Below are 22151 nucleotides of genomic sequence, written 5' to 3'. Positions count from 1 at the left end.
GAACCTGTAGGGGCGACGGTGCGACGATTCGACTTGCTCGCGATGAGGGCGTGTCAGCAGTATTTGATTGCCTGACACACCGCTATCGCGAGCAAGCTCGCTCCTACAGTGGGTCTCGTGGTCTCATGGGGTTCGGTTACGCCGCGTCTCGATGATGTTCGGCAACTGTGAAATCCTGCCCAGCAACCGCCCCAGTGCATCCAGGCCTGGAATCTCGATGGTCAGGGACATCAGTGCGGTGTTGTCCTCCTTGTTCGAGCGCGTGTTGACCGCCAGCACGTTGATCCGTTCGTTGAGCAGCACCTGCGAGACATCACGCAGCAGACCGGAACGATCGTAGGCACGGATGATGATGTCCACCGGGTAGGTGAGCACCGGCACCGGGCCCCAACTGACCTGGATAATCCGCTCCGGCTCGCGACCGGCCAGTTGCAGCACCGAGGCGCAGTCCTGGCGGTGGATGCTCACGCCACGGCCCTGGGTGATGTAGCCGACGATGGCGTCCCCCGGCAGTGGCTGGCAGCAGCCGGCCATTTGCGTCATCAGGTTGCCGACGCCCTGGATCTGAATGTCGCCGCGCTTGCCCGGCTTGTAGCCGGTGGCCTTGCGTGGGATCAGCTCCAGCTGTTCGTTGCCGCGCTCCGGCTCGACCAGTTGCTGCGCCAGGTTCACGAGTTGCGCCAGACGCAAATCGCCAGCACCGAGCGCGGCAAACATGTCCTCGGCGGTTTTCATGTTGGCCTTGTCGGCCAGTTTCTCGAAATCCACCGCCGGCAGGCCGAGGCGATTAAGCTCGCGCTCCAGCAGGGTTTTACCGGCGGCAACGTTCTGGTCACGCGCCTGCAACTTGAACCAGTGGACGATCTTCGCCCGCGCTCGGGACGTGGTCACGTAACCCAGGTTCGGGTTCAGCCAGTCGCGGCTTGGCGTGCCGTGCTTGCTGGTGATGATCTCGACCTGCTCGCCGGTTTGCAGGCTGTAGTTGAGCGGTACGATGCGCCCGTTGATCTTCGCGCCACGGCAGTTATGGCCGATTTCGGTGTGCACGCGATAGGCAAAGTCCAACGGCGTTGCCCCCTTGGGCAAGTCGATGGCGTGACCGTCCGGGGTAAAGATGTAGACCCGGTCCGGCTCGATATCGACGCGCAGTTGTTCGGCGAGGCCGCCGATATCGCCAAGCTCTTCGTGCCACTCGAGCACCTGACGCAGCCAGGAGATTTTTTCTTCGTAGTGGTTGGAGCTGGGTTTGACATCGGTGCCCTTGTAGCGCCAGTGCGCGCAAACGCCCAGCTCGGCTTCTTCGTGCATGGCGTGAGTGCGGATCTGCACTTCCAGCACCTTGCCTTCAGGACCGATCACAGCGGTGTGCAGCGAGCGGTAGCCGTTCTCTTTCGGGTTGGCGATGTAGTCGTCAAATTCTTTCGGGATGTGTCGCCACAGCGTGTGGACGATCCCCAGCGCGGTATAGCAGTCGCGCATTTCCGGCACCAGCACACGGACCGCGCGCACGTCGTAGATCTGGCTGAACTCCAGGCCCTTGCGCTGCATTTTGCGCCAGATGGAATAGATGTGTTTGGCCCGCCCACTGATGTCGGCTTCGACACCGGTGGCCTGCAACTCGCTCTTTAGCTGGCACATCACGTCGCTGATGAAGCGCTCGCGATCCAGGCGCCGCTCGTGCAGCAGCTTGGCAATTTGCTTGTACTGGTCGGGCTCGAGGTAACGGAAGGACAGATCCTCCAGTTCCCACTTGATATGACCGATACCCAGGCGGTGCGCCAGCGGTGCATAGATGTCGAAAACTTCACGGGCAACGCGATTGCGCTTCTCGTCATCGGCGGTTTTTACCGCACGGATCGCGCAGGTGCGTTCAGCCAGTTTGATCAAGGCAACACGCACGTCGTCGACCATGGCCACGAGCATCTTGCGCAGGTTTTCCACCTGCCCCTGAGTGCCCATCACCATGGATTTACGCGGGCTCAGGCTGTCGCTGATCGCCGCCATGCGCAGCACGCCGTCGATCAGTTTGGCCACTACCGGACCAAAGCGCTGGCTCACGGCCGGTAGCTGGATCTGCCCTTCGCGGACGCCACGGTACAGGACCGCAGCTACCAGGGAGTCCTGATCGAGTTTGAGGTCGGCGAGAATCTCGGCGATCTCAAGGCCCGTGCTGAAACTCGAGGTCCCTTCGGACCACAGGTTTTTTGCCGCATTGGCCTGTTGTTCTGCCGCACGAGCGAACTCGCACGCGTCCTTCAAGGCTTCGCGATCCAGTGCCATGTCGACACTGACCGCATGATCGAGCCAAGCCTCGAGATTGATACTGCCGTCGGTGTTGATCGGCTGGTGTGCTCTCACCTGTACCATCTTGCTTTACCTTCCCTACGACGCAGATTCAATGCGTCAAATCGCTGACCTTCGTTGCCGGTGCACTCGCGGGGCGAGACGAGTGCTGCACGGGCGGGTCAGTCGGACCAGACGAGCCGTCCTAGCTCGCTTCAAATAACGCCATGGCCTCGACATGTGCCGTCTGAGGAAACATATCGAGAATCCCGGCACGTTTTAACCGGTAGCCCTGCTTGATCAATTCGACCGTGTCGCGCGCCAGAGTTGCAGGGTTGCACGACACATACACCAACCGTTCGGCGCCCAGTGTCCTGAGTTTGCGTACCACCTCGAAAGCGCCGTCTCGCGGTGGATCCAAGAGTACCGCACAAAAGCCTTCGCGCGCCCATTCGGCATCGGTCAAAGGCTGGGATAAATCGGCCTGAAAAAACGTCGCATTATGCAGATTGTTGCTCGCGGCGTTCGCGGCAGCCCGATCGACCATCGCCTGCACACCCTCGACCGCCACCACTTCGCGAACGACCTTCGCGAGCGGCAAGGCGAAGTTGCCCAAACCACAGAATAGATCGAGAACACGCTCATCTGCTGTCGGTTTCAACCACTGCAGCGCCTGGGCGACCATCGTTTCGTTGACCGCGGCGTTGACCTGGACGAAATCGCCCGGCCGGTAAGCCAGTTCCAGATCCCACTGTTCGAGGCGGAAGCCCAGGCTCTGATCGCCGTCGACCGGGTGTGGTTGGCCCTCGCCATGCAGCCACAATTGCGCCTCATGGAACGCGCAGAAATCCTTGAGGACGGTCAGGTCGGCATCAGACAACGGCGCCATGTGGCGCAGCAACACCGCCAGCTTCGTTCCGCTGAACAACTCCACATGCCCAAGAGCCTGCGGCTTGCTCAAGCGACGTAACATCTCCGGCAGACGCGTCATGATCGGTTGCAAGGGCTGTACCAGCACCGGGCATTCGTCGATGGAGACGATGTCCTGACTGCCCGCCGCACGGAAACCCACCTCGAGCTTTTTCGCCTTGAGATCCCAACGCACCGCCACGCGGGCGCGTCGACGATAAGCAAACTCCGCACCGGTCAATGGCGCAGCCCATTCTTCAGGCTCGACGCCTGCAACCCTGGACAATTGCTCCGCAAGCATGCGCTGTTTCAGGGCAAGTTGTTCATCGTGAGGCAAATGCTGGACACTGCAACCGCCGCAACGACCGGCGTGTTTGCACGGTGCCGGACGCCGCAGCTCGCTGGCGGTGAACACCCGCTCGGTACGCGCCTCGACCACTTTGCCGTGGGCACCCAACACTCGGGCCTCGACTTCTTCCCCGGCCAGTGCGCCAAGCACAAACCAGGTACGACCTTCGAAAAATGCGATGCCGCGACCGTCACTGGCAAGGCGCTCGATGCTCAAGCGCTGCTTCTTGCCGGTCGGAACCTGCGGCGCCTTGGTGCCACCGGTGGGCTGGAAGCGCAGGCCTTTCTCATGCTTGGCCATCAGTTGGGCGCGTCGAAAATGCCGGTGGACAGGTAACGGTCGCCACGGTCGCAGATGATCGCGACGATCACCGCGTTTTCAACTTCTTTGGACAGGTGCAGCATGCCGGCCACGGCACCGCCCGAGGACACGCCACAGAAGATGCCTTCTTCGCGGGCCAGGCGACGGGTCACGTCCTCGGCTTCGCTTTGCGCCATGTCGATGATGCGATCCACACGGTCGGCCTGGTAGATCCTGGGCAGGTACTCCTGCGGCCAGCGGCGGATGCCGGGAATCGACGCGCCTTCCATCGGCTGCAAGCCAATGATCTGCACGTTTTCGTTCTGCTCTTTCAGATAGCGCGACGTGCCCATGATGGTGCCGGTCGTGCCCATGGAGCTGACGAAGTGCGTGATGGTGCCCTGGGTCTGCCGCCAGATTTCCGGGCCGGTGGTGGTGTAGTGCGCCTCGGGGTTGTCACCGTTGGCGAACTGGTCCAGCACCTTGCCACGGCCTTCGGCCTCCATGCGTTGGGCGAGATCGCGGGCACCTTCCATGCCTTCTTCCTGGGTGACCAGGATCAGCTCGGCGCCGTAGGCGGTCATGGCAGCCTTGCGTTCGGCGCTGGAGTTGTCTGGCATGATCAGGATCATCTTGTAACCCTTGATCGCGGCGGCCATCGCCAGGGCGATCCCGGTGTTGCCCGACGTCGCTTCGATCAGCGTATCGCCGACGTGGATCTGCCCGCGCAACTCGGCACGGGTGATCATCGACAACGCCGGACGGTCCTTGACCGAACCCGCCGGGTTATTCCCTTCAAGCTTGAGCAATAGGGTGTTGCTGGTGGCGCCAGGGAGGCGCTGCAAACGAACCAGCGGAGTGTTGCCGACGCAATCGGCGATGGTTGGGTACTGCAAGGTCATGGCGTATTCGCAATCCAGACTGCGGGGGCGCCTATCATACCGGCAAACGTGGGCAGGCCATATCACGCAAAGTGTGGTGCTTATGGCTTATGGGAATAAGCGATTCATTTCCTGTGGGAGCGCGTGTGTCAGGCGCCCAGCGGCGCTCTCGGGTTCATCGCGAGCGTGCTCGCTCCTACAGGGGCGTCGTCTTCGGCCAACAGGCGTATGTTCAGGCGCAATCCGCTGCCGGTGTTCTCAGCCCAGAGTTGTCCACCCTGGCGTTGCACCGCGTTGCGCGCGATGCTCAGGCCCAGGCCGAAGCCACCGTTGCCCGGGCGTGAGCCGTCCAGGCGAATGAACGGCGAGAAGATGCGCTCCAGGTCTTCTTCATCCACCCCACCGCCCTCGTCTTCCAGCCACAAATGCCAGAAGTCACCCTCCCGGCGGCCATCCAGGCGCACGATGCCATCCGTCGGGGAGTGACGAATGGCGTTGCGCAGGATGTTTTCCAACGCCTGTGCCAGGGTGTTGAGGTTGCCGCGCACCCAGCAGGACGCGTCCACCCGGCATTGCAAGCGGCCCGAGGGGCAGGCGCTTTCGTAGCAGGCGTTTTCCGTGAGCATTTCCCATAGGGCCTGAACCTGAATCGCTTCGTCAGGCAACGGCGCGCGCTCGGTATCGAGCCAGGCCAGTTGCAGCGTGTCCTCGACCAGGCGCTGCATGCCATCGACTTCGCGGCCGATGCGCTCGCGCAGTTGCGCCAGGTTCTGCTCGCCTTCGCTGGCCACGCGCAAACGGCTCAAGGGCGTGCGCAATTCATGGGACAGATCGCGTAGCAGTTGTTGTTGCAGGGCCACGGTGCTTTGCAGGCGTTCGGACATGTGATCGAACGCGCGGCCCAACTCGCCCAGTTCATCGGAACGGTTGGTGGTTCGCCGCGACAGGCGCACGCCCAGTTGGTCGGCACGCCAGGCGTTGGCCTGCTCGCGCAATTGATTGAGGGGCACCACCAGCAGGCGATACAACCCGATACACAGCAGCAGGGTGAACAAACCGGGAATGACGCCATTGGTGATCACGCGCCAGAACATCTGATAGCGCCCGGGCTGGAAGCGCTTGGGCAGTTCAATCACCAGGCTGCCGGCCGAAGGATCACCGGGAAACGGCACGCGCATCCACGGCAGGTTGTTCTTGTGGATCGGCCAATCGAGGCCACGCAGGAACGTCAGGCGTTCGATCTGCTGATCGGTCAGCGGCAAGTTGCTCAATGACTGCAAATCACCGCTGATTACGCCCGACCATCCGTGCTCACGCTGGCGCATCAGCGCAAGCCAGGCATCGACGCCGTCGCTTTGCCCCTGGTGCCACGCCTGTTCGGCTTCGGCAGCGTATCGCGTCAGTGTGCCCCGGGCCTCGTCCGAGAGAAACTGGTTGCGTTGCTCCATGTAGCGACCCCAGGACCAGCTCAACCAGATCATCAGCAGACAGAAGCACACCAGCAGACAGGCGAGCTTCCAGAACAACGAATGACGGCCCGGCAGGTCAGCCCACTTCATGGTCGGCACTCAAGACGTAGCCTTTGCCCCAGACCGTGCGCACTTCGCGCTCGGTGTAGCCGATGGCCTTGAGCTTGCGGCGGATCTGGCTGATGTGCATATCGAGACTGCGGTCGTGCGCCGAGTACCCGCGCTGCAACACGTGCTGATAAAGGAAGGCCTTGCTCAACACCTCATCACCGTTGCGGTTGAGCGTGTCGAGCAAGCGGTATTCGCTGCGGGTAAGGCCGGCGGCCTGTTGACCGCAGAACACGTCAGAACTTTCTTCATCAAAGCGCAGGTTGTCCGCTGCCGGCGCAACCGGTTCGATGGCCGGCCGCCGGTCAAGCGCGACACGGCGCAGTATCGCCTCCAGCCGCACGCACAATTCGGCCATGCTGAAGGGCTTGGGCAGGTAATCGTCGGCGCCAAGGCGAAAACCACTGATGCGATCGGCCTCGGCCCCCAGTGCAGACATGAGCACCACCGGGGTGGAATGGCTCTGGCGCAACTCGGTCAACACCGACAGGCCATTGAGGCCCGGCAACAGAATATCCATCAACACCACGTCGAAGGTTTTCTCACGGGCCATCGCCAGGCCCTCCTGCCCGTTCTGGCACCAGGTGACCTGGAAACCGCTGCGGCCCAACTGCTCGTGTACGTAGGCACCGAGCACCAGGTCGTCTTCGATGGAAAGAATTCGGGGATGGCCAACAGCGCTGGGAGTCATGATTATCTGCAAATAATTCTCAGTTGATGATTATTCAAGATTGCCTCGCCCGGGACAAGCCGAGGTTGACCGGCACCCTCAAAGCCCCGGCCAACCCGACGAATGGCGACATCAATTTTACGAGCAATGCCCGCGAGCAAATCGCTACACTGCGCAAATGGCGCGCACCGGACGTGCGCGCCGGTTCCTAAATGGCGGGATGCGGGAGAGTGGCGTGCTCAAGAAACTGGGAATAAAAGGTCGCGTGCTGTTGCTGACCTTACTTCCAACCAGCCTCATGGCGTTGGTGCTGGGCGGCTATTTTACCTGGGTACAGCAATCGGACCTGCAAACCCAACTGATGCAGCGCGGCGAAATGATCGCCGAACAGCTCGCGCCTCTCGTCGCCCCGGCCATGAGCCACAATGACGCCGAGTTGTTGGAGCGCATCGCCACCCAGTCCCTGGAAACGCCCGACGTACGCGCAGTGACGTTCCTTGCGCCAGACCGCACGCCGCTGGCCCACGCCGGCCCGACCATGCTCAATCAAGCCCCTCTGGGCAATGGCTCGCAAATGCTGCGACACAGCGGCAACGACGCGACCCGCTACCTGCTGCCCGTGTTCGGCAAACACCGCAACCTGGCCGGCGACCTGATTCCCGAAGAAACCGAGCGCATGCTGGGCTGGGTCGAACTGGAAATCTCGCACAACGGCATGCTCCTGCGCGGCTACCGCAGCCTGTTCGCCAGCCTGTTGCTGATCGCCGCCGGCCTGGCCGCCGCGGCGTTGCTGGCGTTGCGCATGGGCCGCACGATCAACCGGCCACTGAACCAGATCCAGCAGGCAGTGGCGCAACTCAAGGACGGTCACCTCGAAACCCGCCTGCCGCCCCTCGGCAGCCAGGAACTGGATGAACTGGCCTCCGGCATCAACCGCATGGCCGGCACCTTGCAGAATGCCCAGGAAGAGTTGCAGCACAGCATCGACCAGGCCACCGAAGACGTACGCCAGAACCTGGAAACCATCGAGATCCAGAACATCGAGCTGGACCTGGCGCGCAAGGAAGCCCTGGAAGCGAGCCGGATCAAATCCGAATTCCTCGCCAACATGAGCCATGAGATTCGTACGCCGCTCAACGGCATTCTCGGCTTCACTCACTTGCTGCAAAAAAGCGAATTGACCCCGCGCCAGCTCGACTACCTGGGCACCATCGAAAAATCCGCTGACAGCCTGTTGGGCATCATCAATGAGATCCTCGACTTTTCGAAAATCGAGGCCGGCAAGCTGGTGCTCGACCACATTCCGTTCAATCTGCGTGATCTGCTCCAGGACACACTGACCATCCTTGCCCCCGCCGCACACGCCAAGCAGCTGGAACTGGTGAGCCTGGTGTACCGCGACACCCCGCTGTCGCTGGTGGGCGACCCGTTGCGCCTCAAGCAGATCCTCACCAACCTGGTGAGCAACGCGATCAAGTTCACCCGCGAGGGTACGATCGTCGCGCGCGCCATGCTGGAAGACGAACACGAAGACAGCGTGCAACTGCGTATCAGCATCCAGGACACCGGTATCGGCTTGTCCAACGAGGATGTGCGCGCACTGTTCCAGGCCTTCAGCCAGGCCGACAACTCGCTGTCACGGCAGCCCGGTGGCACCGGCCTGGGCCTGGTCATTTCCAAGCGATTGATCGAACAGATGGGCGGCGAGATCGGCGTCGACAGCACCCCTGGCGAGGGGTCGGAGTTCTGGATCAGCCTCAACCTGCCCAAGACCCGCGACGATGCCGAAGACATGCCCGGTGCGCCGCTGCTCGGACGTCGCGTCGCGGTACTGGAGAACCATGAACTGGCGCGCCAGGCCTTGCAGCACCAACTGGAAGATTGCGGCCTGGAAGTCACGCCATTCAACACCCTGGAAAGGCTCACTAATGGCGTGATGGGCGCCCACCAGACCGATCAGGCCATCGACCTCGCCGTGCTCGGTATTACCAGCAACGACATGCCACCCGAACGCCTCAACCAGCACATCTGGGACCTCGAACACCTGGGCTGTAAAGTGCTGGTGCTGTGCCCGACCACCGAACAGACGCTGTTCCATCTATCGGTGCCCAACCCCCACAGCCAGCTTCAGGCCAAACCGGCCTGCACCCGCAAGCTTCGCCGGTCGTTGTCCGACCTGGTCAACCCGCGTCAGACACGCAGCGAGCCCGGCGAACCGGTCGCCAGCCGCGCTCCGAAAGTGCTGTGTGTCGACGACAACCCGGCCAACCTGCTGCTGGTGCAAACCCTGCTTGAAGACCTCGGCGCCAAGGTCCTCGCGGTCGAAAGCGGCTACGCTGCCGTCAAGGCCGTACAAAACGAAACCTTCGACCTGGTGCTGATGGACGTACAGATGCCTGGCATGGATGGACGCCAGAGCACCGAAAGCATTCGCCAGTGGGAAAGCGAACGGCACAGTACGCCGATGCCGATCGTGGCGCTCACCGCCCATGCCATGGCCAACGAAAAGCGCGCCCTGTTGCAAAGCGGCATGGACGATTACCTCACCAAGCCGATCAGCGAACGGCAACTGGCCCAGGTGGTGCTGAAGTGGACTGGCCTGGCCTTGCGCAATCAGGGGCCGGACCGGTCCAGCGACGGCCAGGGCAGCGGCCACGAACTGCAAGTGCTCGACCAAGAGGAAGGCTTGCGCCTGGCTGCCGGCAAACAGGATCTGGCCGCAGACATGCTGGCGATGTTGCTGGCTTCGCTGGAAGCTGATCGCGAGGCGATCCGCGTAGCGCGCGAGACCCACGACCACACTGCGCTGATCGAACGGGTGCACCGCCTGCATGGCGCCACCCGTTATTGCGGGGTGCCGCAACTCAGGGCCGCCTGCCAACGCAGCGAAACCCTGCTCAAACAGCAAGACCCGAAAGCCGGCGCCGCCCTGGAAGAACTCGACCGGGCGATCAATCGCCTGGCCGCCCATGCGCGGATTAATGTTTGATCAAACCGCTTTCTGTAGGAGCAGCCGGTCGACGCTCGATTGCTCGCGATGGTCGTCAACGATGACGCGGGCAGCCTGATTCCCCAAGGTGTCCTTGAGTCCATCGCGAGCATGCTCGCTCCTATAGGATTGCAATCTTCCCCCCCAAGGAATAACGCATGCGTACGATTCTCTTCAGCAGTCAGAACTACGACCGCGACAGTTTTCTGGGCGTCGACCTTCCCGCCGGCATCGAGTTGCATTTCCAGTCGGCACGGCTGAGCCTGGACACCGCGGCGCTGGCCGAGCAGTTTGAGGTGGTCTGCGCGTTCATCAACGATGATCTCAGCGCTCCCGTGCTCGAACAGCTGGCCGCCGGCGGCACCCGACTGATCGCCCTGCGCTCGGCCGGTTACAACCACGTCGACCTGGCCGTGGCCAAGCGCCTGGGGTTGACGATCGTGCGGGTGCCAGCCTATTCCCCCCACGCGGTGGCCGAACATGCGGTGGCGTTGATCCTGGCGCTGAACCGGCGCCTGCACCGCGCGTACAACCGCACGCGCGAAGGTGATTTCACCTTGCACGGGCTGACCGGCTTCGATCTGGTGGGCAAGACCGTCGGCGTGGTCGGCACCGGGCAGATCGGTGCGACCTTCGCGAAAATCATGCACGGTTTCGGCTGCCAGCTCCTGGCCTATGACCCTTACCCCAATCCCCAGGTCCAGGCGCTGGGCGCACGGTACATGGAGTTGCCGCAGTTGCTCGCCCAATCGCAGATCATCAGCCTGCATTGCCCACTCAATGCGCAGAGCAAGCACCTGATCAACCGCGACTCCCTGGCGCACATGCAACCCGGCGCCATGCTGATCAATACCGGGCGCGGTGGACTGGTGGACACGCCGGCGCTGATCGACGCCTTGAAGGACGGCCTTCTGGGATACCTGGGCCTGGACGTCTATGAAGAGGAAGCCCAACTGTTCTTCGAGGACCGTTCCGACCTGCCGCTGCAAGACGACGTGCTGGCACGGCTGTTGACCTTCCCCAACGTGATCATCACCGCGCACCAGGCGTTTCTGACTCGCGAAGCCCTGGGTGCGATTGCGGCGACTACGTTGCAGAATATTGCCGCCTGGGCTGCCGGCAGCCCGCAAAACCGGGTGGATGTCGACTGAACCGGATCGAAGGTCGCTTCTGCGCGCAGTGCGGCAACGATGTCCGTGCTAGCATTCCGCGCAGATTTGGAGGACCCATGGTCGAACACGATTTCCGCTACAACCTGATGAACCCGCAACACACCCTCACCGAATGCCGCGCCCTGGTACCTGGGCGTTATCAGGTCACCGGCAACGGTGGCTCGATTCGCAACAATGACGTGCTGATCGTGACCCTCAAAGGCGCCAAGGACCTGTCCATGCGCCTGACCGTCGAAACGGTTCGCCACCTGATCAACCCGCCCGGCCAATGGGTCGCGGTGGCCAATGGTCCGGTTTTCGGCGAGTTGGCGATCCACACCTGGAAGGTCAATTGCGACAGCTGCGCCAAGGAGCTGAGCTTCGAGTTCGCGGTCGACGCCAAGTTGGGCAACAAGGCTGAAAAGCCAGCCGCCACTGCGCGGATTGCCGAGCTGGGCTGGAAAAGCGTTGGCGAAAAGCACCTGTGCCCGAAATGCCAGGAGCCTGCGTGATGAAACGCCTCGCCCTGACTGCGATGGTCAGCGCCAGCCTGCTGGGCTGCGCTGCCGAGCCGGTGCAACTGCAACAAAACCGCAGCTACATCCTGGAATGGATCGGTGAGCGGCCATTGATGGATTACAGCCACCTGACCATCACCCTCGGCGAAGACGGTCGGGCTTATGGCAGTGGCGGCTGCAACCACTGGTTCGCGCCCTACACGCTCGATGGCGACAAGCTGAGTTTCGGCAAGATCGGCAGCACCCGCAAAATGTGCGCGCCAGCGCTCATGGAGCAGGAAAAACGCTTCCTCCAGGCGCTGGAAGGCGTGCAACGCTGGGACGTGTCGTCGATCGAGCAGATGCGTTTCTGGCCTGCCGAGGGCAAGCCGCTGCGCTGGTGGCTTGAAGAGGGTTGAGCCCATCACACTGATCGGTCCCGCGTTTGCGCGCGAGACCGATCACGTCTTTCAGTTGGTCGCTTGCAGGGCCTCCAGCTTGGCCATGACCCCCGCCGCTGTCTGTTCGCCCATCAATTGCTCGCGCACCTTGCCCTTGTTGTCGATGATATAGGTCACCGGCAGCGCTTCGCTGCGCGGTAGATCGAAAACTTCGCTTGGGTCCTGTGCGAGCACGGTGAACTTGATGCCCAGCTTTTCACTGGCGCTTTTCAGTTCTTCACCCTGCACGTTGTCGAAGTTGACCCCGAATACGCCGATTTTCCTGGCTTTCAATTGCTCGGCCAGTGTGTTCAGTTCCGGGATCTCGGTGCGGCACGGGCCACACCATTCCGCCCAGTAGTTGAGCACCAGCCATTGCTTGTCCAGTCGTTCGGACGCGACTTTCTGGCCGTTCTGGTCGATCCCATAATCGTTGCCACAGCCCCCCAGCATCAGCGCTGCGAATATCGCGAATGCCGCTGCCAATCGCCTTGTCATGTCGTGATCCTTGTTCAAAATTGAATGCGCCTGCGACCCATCGCCTCCCAAGGTTCAGGATTGCGCGCTGCACAGTTAGAATAGCTGCCACCTTACGCCAAATGCGACCCGCACATGACCGATCTGACGCTTTACCACAACCCGCGCTGCTCGAAATCCCGTGGCGCGCTGGAACTGCTCGAAGGCCGTGGCCTGACCCCGACCGTGGTCCGTTACCTCGATGAACCGCTGGATGCCGCGCAAATCCAGGGCTTGCTGAAAAAGCTCGGGCTGAGCGCCCGGCAGATCCTGCGTACCGGCGAGGATGAATACAAAACCCTCAACCTCGCCGACGCCACCTTGAGCGAAGCGCAGTTGATCGCTGCGATCGCCGCACACCCCAAACTCATGGAACGCCCGATTCTCGCCGTCGGCGACAAAGCCGTCATTGGTCGTCCACCGGAGCAGATCCTGGAACTGCTGCCATGAGTACGCCGTACATCCTGGTGTTGTATTACAGCCGCAGCGGCTCGACCAACGAGATGGCCCGGCAGATTGCCCGGGGTGTCGAGCAGGCCGGAATGGAAGCGCGCCTGCGCACCGTGCCGGCCATCTCCGCAGAATGTGAAGCCGTGGCGCCGGACATCCCCGTCGAAGGCGCGCTGTACGCCAGCCTCGACGACCTGAAGAACTGCGCGGGCCTGGCCCTGGGCAGTCCGACGCGCTTCGGTAACATGGCGGCGCCGCTCAAGTACTTCCTGGATGGCACCAGTAATCTGTGGCTGACCGGTGCGCTGGTGGGCAAGCCAGCGGGCGTGTTCACTTCCACCGCCAGCCTGCACGGCGGCCAGGAAACCACTCTGCTGTCGATGATGCTGCCATTGCTGCACCACGGCATGCTGATCACCGGACTGCCCTACAGCGAATCGGCGCTGCTGGAAACCCAAGGCGGCGGCACCCCCTATGGCGCCAGTCATCACGCCGGTGCCGATGGCAAAAGCGGCCTGGACGCCCACGAAGTGGCGCTATGCCGCGCGTTGGGCATGCGCCTGGCCAAGACCGCACAGAAACTGGAGGGCTGAGGGTGGCCAAGAAGACGAAAGTCCTGCCCGCCATTGAATGGCTCGAACCGCGCGTGCGGGCCATGCGTGTGATCAGCCTGCTGTGTTTTGTCGGCCTTGTGGCGCTGCTGTGCGTCTACTACCTGCTGGTAGCGGATCTGCACGGTGCCCGGCCCTGGGTGATCCTGTTGATCGAACTGGTGCCGTTGCTGTTGCTCGCCCCCGGGATGATCACCGGCAGCCCGCGTGGCCACTCATGGATGTGCTTTGCCGTGAACCTGTATTTCATCAAGGGCGCGCTCGCCGCGTACGACCCGAACCGGCAGTGGTTTGGCGTGCTGGAAATGGGCGCGAGCCTGGCGGTGTTCTGCTCGGCGTTGTTGTATGTGCGGTGGCGGCATCAGTTGAACCGCAAGTTGGCGGGTGAAGGTCAGGTCTCTGTCGCCTGACAGCACCCCTGTAGGAGCGGGCTTGCCCGCGATAGCGGCGGCACCTCCAGCATCAATGTGTCAGGAGTACCGCCATCGCGGGCAAGCCCGCTCCTACAGGGATCAGTGATTGGCGGTGTAGGCCAGCATCATCGAGATCTGGCTCATTGGCCGCCCGCCGCTCTCTTCGTGCCACTGGTTGAACACCTCCTGCACCAGGGCGAGGTCGCGCAGGCTGGTCGGCACCTTGTCGATGATCTTCTGCGCATTGAGCGCCGCGACAACGTCATAGCTCGGAACAAAGGTGTCCTTGCCGACCATGCGCAGGAAGCGGGGGGCCGATAGCCCGCCCAACTGACTGCCGCGCTTTTTCAGGTACGTCCACAATCCGACGATGTCGGTCACTGGCCAGTCGGCGATCAAGTTGCCAAAGCTGCCCTTCTCATAGGCCACGTCGAGCACGAACTGCGCATTGCGCGGAACACTCTTGAGCTTGCCCAGGTGGCGGATGATCCGCGCGTCCTGCATCAGGCGCTCAAGGTGTTCGGCGCTCATCAGCACGACCTTTTCCGGGTCGAACCTGAAAAACACTTCCTCGAAGGCCGGCCACTTGGCGTCCACCAGGCTGTGCTTGAGCCCGGCGCGGAACACGCGCAAGGCCATGGTCGAGAGGTAGCGATCGTCGGTGATATCGCGCAACTGCGCAGGGGTCTTGGGAACGGGAAGATGGGCTTGCAGTTCAGCGGCCGAACCGAAGCGGTTCAGGCAGTACTCGTTCAGCCACTTGTAATCGCGCATGCCCTCTCCTGAGGTGTTTGATCAGAGATTCACGACATTGACGAAGCGCGAGGCCGCCGTTTCGTCGATCTTCAGGCTGGTGAAATCGAACAGGTTGCGGTCGGCGAGTTGCGACGGGATCACGTTCTGAAGACTGCGGAAAATGCTCTCGGTGCGGCCCGGCGTCTTGCGCTCCCACTCCACCAGCATTTCCTTGACGACCTGGCGCTGCAGGTTTTCCTGGGAGCCGCAGAGGTTGCACGGAATGATCGGGAACTGCTTGAAGTCCGAATAGGCCTGAATGTCCTTTTCGTTGCAGTACGCCAACGGGCGAATCACCACGTTGCGCCCATCGTCGGCGCGCAATTTTGGCGGCATGGCCTTGAGCGAGCCATTGAAGAACATATTGAGAAAGAAGGTTTCGACGATGTCATCGCGGTGGTGACCGAGGGCCATCTTGGTCGCGCCGATTTCATCGGCAAAGGTATAGAGCGTGCCACGACGCAGGCGCGAGCACAGCGAGCAGGTGGTCTTGCCTTCCGGGATCAGTTCCTTGACGACCGAGTAGGTGTCTTTTTCGACAATGTGGTACTCGATACCGAGGGTTTTCAGGTACGCCGGCAGCACGTGCTCGGGGAAGCCCGGCTGCTTCTGGTCCATGTTCACGGCAACGATCTCGAACTTGATCGGCGCAACTTTCTGCAAGTGCATCAGCACGTCGAGCATGGTGTAGCTGTCCTTGCCACCAGACAGACAGACCATGACCTTGTCGCCGTCCTCGATCATGTTGAAATCGGTGACGGCTTCACCCGCCAGGCGGCGAAGGCGCTTTTGCAGTTTGTTCTGGTTGACCGAGAGAGTGCCCATGACGCGAAATCCGTGAGGTGTGACGAAAGGCCGGCATTTTACGCATAAACGCCGGGCGGGCGAAGCGCTCTCTGTCTGCTGTGCCGCTACCACGGGGGTAGTGCGTTGGAAATATCCGACGGCAATTAACAGCCCTGTTTACAGCGCGATTTGCTCTAACCCCTCTGCACCTGCGCCAGTAAGACCTTCCTATACTGCGACATAAGGTCGCATAGATATCCAGACCTTTACTGGCCGCATTGGCCTGTAAGCGCTCCACTGGGGGGCGACGGTAAAAACAAGAGGAGTGACTGGCATGATCCATCACGTAGTGGGGCTCTTCACCCACCCCGACCAGGAATGGAAAGAAATCCGTGGCGATCAGGAGGAAAGCATCAGCCACATGTACCTGACCCACACGCTGATCCTTGCGGCGATCCCCGCCGTGTCGGCGTTTATTGGCACCACACAGGTCGGCTGGGTTATCGGCAACCGTCCGCCGGTCATGTTGACGATGGAAAGCGCGCTATGGATGACAGTGATGTCGTATCTGGCGATGCTCGGGGGCGTGGCCGTAATGGGCGCTTTCATTCACTGGATGGCGCGTACCTACGACGCCAATCCGAGCCTGGCACGCTGCGTGGCGTTTGCGACCTACACCGCGACCCCGTTGTTCATCGGCGGCCTCGCGGCCCTGTACCCGCACATGTGGCTGGGGATGATCGTCGGAACGGCGGCCATCTGCTACACGGTGTATCTGTTGTACGTGGGTCTACCGACCTTCATGAACATTCCATCGGATGAGGGATTCCTGTTTTCAAGCTCGGTGCTCGCCGTCGGCCTGGTCGTACTGGTGGCCATCATGGCGTTCACGGTCATTGTCTGGGGACTCGGCGTGGGGCCGGTCTATACCAACTAGCGACGCGTCACCCAATCAAGAAAATCTGCCAATACGGGCCGCCGCAAGGCGGCCTTCTAATGTCCGGATACCAAGGGTACAACGACCATTCGGCACCTGGGCGATTCGCAAGGCCCCGGGGTTGCGGCATACTCGACGTCTCTGGAGATCCATCAAGCATGCCCGAGCAACTCAACACCCGCGTCGAAGACTGTTTCCAACAAGCCGAATCCTTTTTCAAACGACCTTTTAAACGCCCTGTGGTGAGCCTCAAGCTGCGCGGGCAAAAAGCCGGTGTCGCGCATCTGCACGAGAACCTGCTGCGTTTCAATCCGCAACTGTACCGGGAAAACACCGAAGACTTTCTCAAGCAGACCGTGGCCCATGAGGTCGCGCACCTGATCGCGCACCAATTGTTCGGCGACACCATCCAGCCCCACGGCGAAGAGTGGCAGTTGATCATGCGCGGGGTGTACGAACTGCCGCCCAATCGCTGCCACACCTATGACGTCAAGCGCCGCAGCGTGACCCGCTACATCTACAAGTGCCCGTGCGCCGACAGCGATTTCCCTTTCTCGGCCCAGCGCCACAGCCTGGTGCGGCAGGGCCGGCGGTATTTGTGCCGGCGGTGTCGCAGTACGTTGGTGTTCAGTGGGGAGATGCGGGTGGAGTAGCTGGTTTTTGTGGTGGCTGGACTGGCCCCATCGCGGGCAAGCCCGCTCCCACAGTGATCTATGGCGTTCGCAAAACCCCTGTAGGAGCGGGCTTGCCCGCGATAGGGCCCGCCAAACCACTACAGAATTACCTTGGCCCCCCGCAACTGTGCAATCCGCTGATCGCTGAACCCCAACTCCCCCAACACCTGATCCGTGTGCTCCCCAACTGCCGCGCCGATATGCCGAGGCTCAGGCAACCCACCTGAGAACTTCAACGGGCACGCCATCTGCGTCTGGCTCGAACCATCCCCCCGCGGCACCTGGGTCACCACCTGCCGCGCCTGCAACTGCGGATGCTGCACCGCTTCTCCCAGGCTCAGGACTGGTTCTACACAGGCATCCAACTCGGCAAACAACGCGCACAACTCCGCGAAGTCATGCTTCTCGAATTCGATCTTCAATGCCTCCTTGAGCTGCTTCTGCCGGGCAGGTTGCGGCGACAGGCCCAGGGCTGCCAGTTCTTCGAGTCCCAGCGCCGTGCACAATTGCTTCATGAAAGGCGGCTCCAGGCTGCCCACTGACAACCAGCGGCCGTCCCGTGAACGGTAGTAATCATAGAAACTGCCACCATTGAGCACCTGGGTCTCGCGCCCAGGCTCCTCGCCACAGGCCAGGTACCCGGCGCCGGCCATGGCATTCAGGCTGAAGGCACAATCGGTCATGCTCACATCCAGGTACTGCCCGACACCGCTGTGCTGGCGGGCGATCACCGCCGCCAGCAGTCCGGCGACGGCGTGCAACGAGCCGCCGGCGACGTCCGCCACCTGCATGCCCAGCGGCAGTGGCCCGGCGTCAGCGCGGCCGGTGTAGCTCGCCTGCCCTGCCAACGCGAGGTAATTGATGTCATGACCGGCGCGATCCCGGTAGGGACCCGTCTGCCCATACCCGGTGATCGACACGTAGATCAGCCTGGGGTTGATTGCTTTCAGCGATTGATAACCCAAGCCCAGTCGCTCCATCACGCCAGGGCGAAACTGCTCCAGGACAATGTCGTAGTCCTGCAGCAGAGACTTGATGATCTCCAGTGCCTCGGGCTGCTTAAGGTCGAGCGCAAGGCTGCGCTTGTTGCGATTGAGGTAGGCATGGCTCGCCGACACGCCCCGGTCATGGGGCGGCAGCACGCGCAGCAGATCAGTGCGGGTCGGCGACTCGATGCGCAATACCTCGGCGCCCATGTCGGCCAGAAGCAGCGAGGCAAACGGCCCCGGCAACAGTGTCGAAAAATCCAGAATCTTCAGCGATGCCAATGGACCGAGCATGAGTGACCTCCAGGTGCAATAACCCAAGCCTAGGCAGCCGTTGGCGTTGCGGCAATCACCCGAAGTGTCAGCAACTGTGACCGTTACGCTCAAATCACAGGCATGAAAAAACCCGCCGAAGCGGGTTTTTCCTAAGCGGCGGGTTTACTTCACGCTGCTTGGGGCTGGGCCTTCGGCCACGCCCAGGTCGTCTTCTTCACGCTCGTCGGCAATACCGCGGCCACCAGAGGCCAGTTCGGCTTGCAGCACGTCGGTGTCCAGTTCCTTGACCCACTTGGCCACGACCACGGTAGCAACGGCGTTGCCGACCAGGTTGGTCAGGGCACGGGCTTCGGACATGAAACGGTCGATACCGAGGATCAGCGCCAGGCCGGCAACCGGCAGGTGGCCTACCGCGGACAGGGTGGCAGCCAACACGATGAAACCGCTACCGGTCACGCCAGCAGCACCTTTGGAGGACAGCAGCAACACCACCAGCAGGGTGATCTGGTGAGTGATGTCCATGTGGGTGTCGGTCGCTTGAGCGATGAACACGGCCGCCATGGTCAGGTAGATCGCGGTACCGTCAAGGTTGAACGAGTAACCGGTCGGGATCACCAGACCCACGACGGATTTCTTCGCGCCCAGGCGCTCCATCTTGATCAGCATGCGTGGCAGTACCGATTCCGAAGAAGAAGTACCCAGCACGATCAGCAGTTCTTCACGGATGTAGCGGATCAGCTTCAGGATGCTGAAGCCGTGAGCGCGAGCGATACCGCCCAGCACGATCAGGATGAACAGCAGGCAGGTGATGTAGAAGCACGCCATCAACTGGCCCAGTTGCACCAGCGAGCCGACACCGTAGGCACCGATGGTGAATGCCATGGCACCGAAGGCACCGATTGGCGCGAGCTTCATGATCATGTTGATGATGTTGAACATCACGTGGGCGAAGCGATCGATGAAGTCCAGAACCGGCTTGCCGTAGGCACCCAGGCGATGCAGGGCGAAACCGAAGATCACCGAGAACATCAGCACTTGCAGGATATCGCCAGTGGCGAAGGCGCCAACGATGGTCGACGGGATCACGTTGAGGATGAAGCCGACGACGCTCTGGTCAGCACCGGCCGAAACGTACTGAGCGACTTTCGAGGCGTCCAGGGTGGCCACGTCGATGTGCATGCCGTTGCCCGGCTGAACGACGTTCACCACCACCAGGCCTACCAGCAATGCGATGGTCGAAACGATTTCGAAGTAAAGCAGCGCGTAGCCGCCGGTCTTGCCGACCGACTTCATGCTCTGCATGCCAGCGATACCGCTGACAACGGTGCAGAAGATGATCGGGGCGATGACCATTTTGATCAGCTTGATGAACCCGTCACCCAGTGGCTTTACCGCCACACCGAGCTGAGGATAGTAGTGACCGAGCAGGATGCCGATAACGATGGCAACGATCACCTGGGCATACAGGGATTTGTACAGTGGCTGACGAGTCGTCATTGCAAAGTTCCTCAAGAGCGCGGCGCGACAACATCCACCTGTTGTCGACGACACCTCATTTGCGAACCCTCCTGCACTGGAGGGATTTGTTTTTTCGAGCTGCACGAAAGCAGACATCTGGTGGTTGTATCGCAAGCGGCGTGCCACTTTTTCCAAAATGCCTGTGAGCCTTTTGCCATCAGGGCTCTACGGTTCACGCGGCAATGGCTCGCCAGCCAAACAGTGGCGGATTTCCGCCCATCCGCCAGGGCTCGTCCTACAATTTGGCGGATATCCGCCTTGTTCGGCCGCTGCCTGCATGGCTACCATTCGTCGTCAAATGCCGGATCTGCCTGCCATGCGTGAACGCACCATCGCCAGTCATTTTGCGCGCGCCGCCCTGGGCGGTGCCCGTCGCCTGGGTCATGACTGTTCAGAACTGTTGCACCAACTGGGCATCAGCCCCGAATTGCTGGGGGAGCCCCGGGCGCGAATCACGCCTGAACAGTTCACCCGGTTGATTCAAGGGTTGTGGCTGGCGCTCGATGACGAATATCTGGGATTCGGGCCGGTCCCGAGCAAGACCGGCAGCTTCGCGATGATGTGTCATGCCGTGATCCATTGCCGCAATCTCGATCGGGCACTGCGCCGTGGCTTATTATTTTATAGCTTATTCCCGGGTGGCCCGCGCCTGACCTTGGCCCGTGAAGATGAATTGATCCGCCTGAGTCTCGACGACGCACGCTTCCATGACCCGGACCATTTCCTCACCGAAAGCCAGTTGCTGGTCTGGCATCGGCTCGGCAGTTGGCTGATCGGCCAGCGCATTCGCCTGGAACAAGTGACCTTCACTTACGCCAGGCCTGCCCACGGTGCCGAATATGACCTGTTGTTCCCCTGCCCAATGGAATTTGGCACGCCCCAGAGCAGCCTGCTGTTCCACAGTCGATACCTGAACATGCCGTTGTTGCAGGACGAACGCACCCTCAAGCATTTCCTCGAACGCTCCCCCGCCGACCTGTTGTCGCGCCCGGATGACGGGGACAGCCTGAGCAGCCGGCTGCGGCGCCTCCTCAGCCGTGACAGCGCGCGCTGGCCGGACCTGGAAGCCGTGGCCGCGCACCTGCACATCAGCCCGCAGACCTTGCGGCGGCACCTTCGCGAAGAGGGTTCGAGCTTTCAGGAATTGAAGGATCAGCTGCGCCGCGACATCGCGATTTATCATCTGGGACGCGCGGACCTGTCGTTGCAACAGATCGCCGAGCAGCTGGGGTTTTCCGAGCCCTCGGCGTTTCATCGGGCCTTCAAGAAGTGGACGGGGCTGACGCCGGGGGCCTATCGGGCGCAGGAAAGCCGAGCGCCAACGCCGCCTACTTCAACGGCGGAATGACCAGTGCCAGGCCGGGATAAATCTTGTCGGGATGTTCCAGCACCGATTTGTTCGCCTCGAAGATCAACGGAAACTTGGCAAAATCGCCATAGAATTCCTTGGCAATCCGGGCAAGGGTATCGCCTCTTACCACCACATACATGTTCTGCTGGCTGACCGGCGGGACGGCCAATGTGGCCGGTGACTCGAAGCTCACATCGCCCAGCGCTTGTATTTCTGCGATGAACCGACCCAGGTTGTTCGCCGTGGTCGCATGGATGTCGTGCATGAGCACAATGGAATGGTTGCGCTTGCGAATCTGCTCGACCCCATGGGCCACCCAGCCGCCTTCGCGGTAGTCACTCTTCCAGTCCAGGGTATCGACACTCCATAGCACTTGGCGATAACCGAGGTCTGCGATCGTGCGATCAACCAGTGCATCGTGGGCGCCATAGGGCGGTCGCATGATCGGGTCCGGCGCCTGGAACGGCGCCAGGGCCTGCTCGGTTCTTTTGATCTGGTCGATGATGGTGTCCTTGTCCTGGCCCACCAACCGAAGGTGATCGTAGGTGTGATTGCCGATCCGGTGCCCTTCACCCAGGATGCGCCGGATGCGCTCGCCATGTTTGGCGACCAGGTTGCCCACGATAAAAAAAGTCGCCTTGATATCGGACTTGGCGAGCGTATCGAGCACTGTGTCGGTCTGGGTTTGCCGAGGGCCGTCGTCGAACGTCAGCCAGATTTTTTTCTTTTCCATCGTTGAGTCCTTTAATGGCCAGTAATGCTGCCTCCTCGTCGAGGGGCTACGCCTATTAC

At 61.4% G+C, this 22151-nt stretch carries 22 protein-coding genes; 11 read left to right on the top strand and 11 right to left on the bottom strand.

Annotation, left to right across the window (positions count from 1 at the left end):
- Positions 1-123: 123 nt before the first annotated feature.
- The 5 genes from relA to AB4N33_RS28870 form a co-directional block, all read right to left on the bottom strand.
- Complete coding sequence (gene relA, locus AB4N33_RS28890) at positions 124-2367, bottom strand: GTP diphosphokinase (RefSeq protein WP_460121834.1); 2244 nt, start codon at positions 2365-2367, stop codon at positions 124-126.
- A 121-nt stretch (positions 2368-2488) separates the two neighbouring features.
- Positions 2489-3841 carry a 23S rRNA (uracil(1939)-C(5))-methyltransferase RlmD gene (gene rlmD / locus AB4N33_RS28885; protein WP_460121831.1) on the bottom strand — a complete coding sequence of 451 codons (1353 nt, stop codon included), beginning with the start codon at positions 3839-3841 and terminating at the stop codon, positions 2489-2491.
- Entirely contained in the window at positions 3841-4743 is a 903-nt protein-coding gene (cysM, locus tag AB4N33_RS28880; protein WP_476458753.1) for a cysteine synthase CysM, read from the bottom strand. Before cysM ends, rlmD begins: the two co-directional genes overlap by 1 nt.
- A 128-nt stretch (positions 4744-4871) precedes the next feature.
- Positions 4872-6281: a histidine kinase sensor domain-containing protein gene (locus AB4N33_RS28875; protein WP_476458752.1), complete on the bottom strand. Its 1410-nt coding sequence runs from the start codon at positions 6279-6281 to the stop codon at positions 4872-4874.
- Positions 6268-6990 carry a response regulator transcription factor gene (locus tag AB4N33_RS28870; protein ID WP_460121826.1) on the bottom strand — a complete coding sequence of 241 codons (723 nt, stop codon included), beginning with the start codon at positions 6988-6990 and terminating at the stop codon, positions 6268-6270. The genes AB4N33_RS28875 and AB4N33_RS28870 overlap by 14 nt, the downstream gene beginning before the upstream one ends.
- 26 nt (positions 6991-7016) lie before the next feature.
- On the opposite strand from AB4N33_RS28870, the gene AB4N33_RS28865 reads away from it, so the two are divergent.
- The 5 genes from AB4N33_RS28865 (at position 7017) to AB4N33_RS28845 (ending at position 12025) form a co-directional block, all read left to right on the top strand.
- Positions 7017-7181 (top strand): hypothetical protein, encoded by a 165-nt coding sequence (locus AB4N33_RS28865; protein WP_460141101.1) that lies wholly within the window; start codon positions 7017-7019, stop codon positions 7179-7181.
- A 23-nt stretch (positions 7182-7204) separates the two neighbouring features.
- On the top strand, positions 7205-9958 hold the full coding sequence (locus tag AB4N33_RS28860) for a response regulator (protein WP_476458751.1): 2754 nt from the start codon (positions 7205-7207) through the stop codon (positions 9956-9958).
- 158 nt (positions 9959-10116) lie between these two features.
- The gene (locus tag AB4N33_RS28855; RefSeq protein WP_460121821.1) at positions 10117-11109 is read left to right on the top strand and encodes a 2-hydroxyacid dehydrogenase; all 993 of its coding nucleotides are present in this window, start codon (positions 10117-10119) and stop codon (positions 11107-11109) included.
- 77 nt (positions 11110-11186) lie between these two features.
- Entirely contained in the window at positions 11187-11621 is a 435-nt protein-coding gene (locus tag AB4N33_RS28850; protein ID WP_460141099.1) for a hypothetical protein, read from the top strand.
- Positions 11621-12025: an META domain-containing protein gene (locus AB4N33_RS28845; protein WP_460121817.1), complete on the top strand. Its 405-nt coding sequence runs from the start codon at positions 11621-11623 to the stop codon at positions 12023-12025. Before AB4N33_RS28850 ends, AB4N33_RS28845 begins: the two co-directional genes overlap by 1 nt.
- Before the next feature lie 51 nt (positions 12026-12076).
- Here AB4N33_RS28845 and AB4N33_RS28840 read toward each other — a convergent pair whose 3' ends face one another.
- Entirely contained in the window at positions 12077-12544 is a 468-nt protein-coding gene (locus AB4N33_RS28840) for a TlpA disulfide reductase family protein (protein WP_460141098.1), read from the bottom strand.
- A gap of 114 nt (positions 12545-12658) precedes the next feature.
- On the opposite strand from AB4N33_RS28840, the gene arsC reads away from it, so the two are divergent.
- The 3 genes from arsC to AB4N33_RS28825 are packed head-to-tail and all read left to right on the top strand — an operon-like array spanning position 12659 to position 14033.
- Positions 12659-13012, top strand: coding sequence for an arsenate reductase (glutaredoxin) (gene arsC, locus AB4N33_RS28835; RefSeq protein ID WP_460121814.1), 354 nt, complete (start codon positions 12659-12661; stop codon positions 13010-13012).
- Positions 13009-13605, top strand: a complete 597-nt coding sequence (wrbA, locus tag AB4N33_RS28830; RefSeq protein WP_460141097.1) for an NAD(P)H:quinone oxidoreductase — start codon at positions 13009-13011, stop codon at positions 13603-13605. Before arsC ends, wrbA begins: the two co-directional genes overlap by 4 nt.
- A 2-nt stretch (positions 13606-13607) precedes the next feature.
- Complete coding sequence (locus AB4N33_RS28825; RefSeq protein ID WP_460121810.1) at positions 13608-14033, top strand: DUF2069 domain-containing protein; 426 nt, start codon at positions 13608-13610, stop codon at positions 14031-14033.
- Between the two features lie 102 nt (positions 14034-14135).
- On the opposite strand, the gene AB4N33_RS28820 is transcribed toward AB4N33_RS28825, so the two are convergent.
- Both AB4N33_RS28820 and ttcA read right to left on the bottom strand, forming a co-directional pair.
- On the bottom strand, positions 14136-14810 hold the full coding sequence (locus AB4N33_RS28820) for a DNA-3-methyladenine glycosylase I (protein WP_476458750.1): 675 nt from the start codon (positions 14808-14810) through the stop codon (positions 14136-14138).
- A 21-nt stretch (positions 14811-14831) separates the two neighbouring features.
- Complete coding sequence (ttcA, locus tag AB4N33_RS28815) at positions 14832-15656, bottom strand: tRNA 2-thiocytidine(32) synthetase TtcA (protein WP_476458749.1); 825 nt, start codon at positions 15654-15656, stop codon at positions 14832-14834.
- Between the two features lie 295 nt (positions 15657-15951).
- On the opposite strand from ttcA, the gene AB4N33_RS28810 reads away from it, so the two are divergent.
- Both AB4N33_RS28810 and AB4N33_RS28805 read left to right on the top strand, forming a co-directional pair.
- Positions 15952-16554, top strand: coding sequence for a Yip1 family protein (locus tag AB4N33_RS28810; RefSeq protein WP_476458748.1), 603 nt, complete (start codon positions 15952-15954; stop codon positions 16552-16554).
- A 158-nt stretch (positions 16555-16712) separates the two neighbouring features.
- Positions 16713-17207 (top strand): SprT family zinc-dependent metalloprotease, encoded by a 495-nt coding sequence (locus tag AB4N33_RS28805; RefSeq protein ID WP_460141096.1) that lies wholly within the window; start codon positions 16713-16715, stop codon positions 17205-17207.
- Between the two features lie 119 nt (positions 17208-17326).
- Here AB4N33_RS28805 and AB4N33_RS28800 read toward each other — a convergent pair whose 3' ends face one another.
- Positions 17327-18508 carry a CaiB/BaiF CoA transferase family protein gene (locus tag AB4N33_RS28800; RefSeq protein WP_476458747.1) on the bottom strand — a complete coding sequence of 394 codons (1182 nt, stop codon included), beginning with the start codon at positions 18506-18508 and terminating at the stop codon, positions 17327-17329.
- A gap of 144 nt (positions 18509-18652) precedes the next feature.
- On the bottom strand, positions 18653-19987 hold the full coding sequence (locus tag AB4N33_RS28795) for a dicarboxylate/amino acid:cation symporter (RefSeq protein ID WP_476458746.1): 1335 nt from the start codon (positions 19985-19987) through the stop codon (positions 18653-18655).
- A gap of 337 nt (positions 19988-20324) precedes the next feature.
- Here AB4N33_RS28795 and AB4N33_RS28790 point away from each other — a divergent pair, with 337 nt between their 5' ends.
- Positions 20325-21356, top strand: coding sequence for an AraC family transcriptional regulator (locus AB4N33_RS28790; RefSeq protein ID WP_476458745.1), 1032 nt, complete (start codon positions 20325-20327; stop codon positions 21354-21356).
- On the opposite strand, the gene AB4N33_RS28785 is transcribed toward AB4N33_RS28790, so the two are convergent.
- Entirely contained in the window at positions 21337-22092 is a 756-nt protein-coding gene (locus tag AB4N33_RS28785; protein WP_460121796.1) for a polysaccharide deacetylase family protein, read from the bottom strand. The genes AB4N33_RS28790 and AB4N33_RS28785 overlap by 20 nt on opposite strands.
- Between the last annotated feature and the right edge of the window lie 59 nt (positions 22093-22151).

The sequence above is a fragment of the Pseudomonas sp. S1_E05 genome, assembly GCF_056337105.1.
Note: the sequence above shows the minus strand (reverse complement) of the source record. Positions and strands in the feature narration are given on the sequence as shown.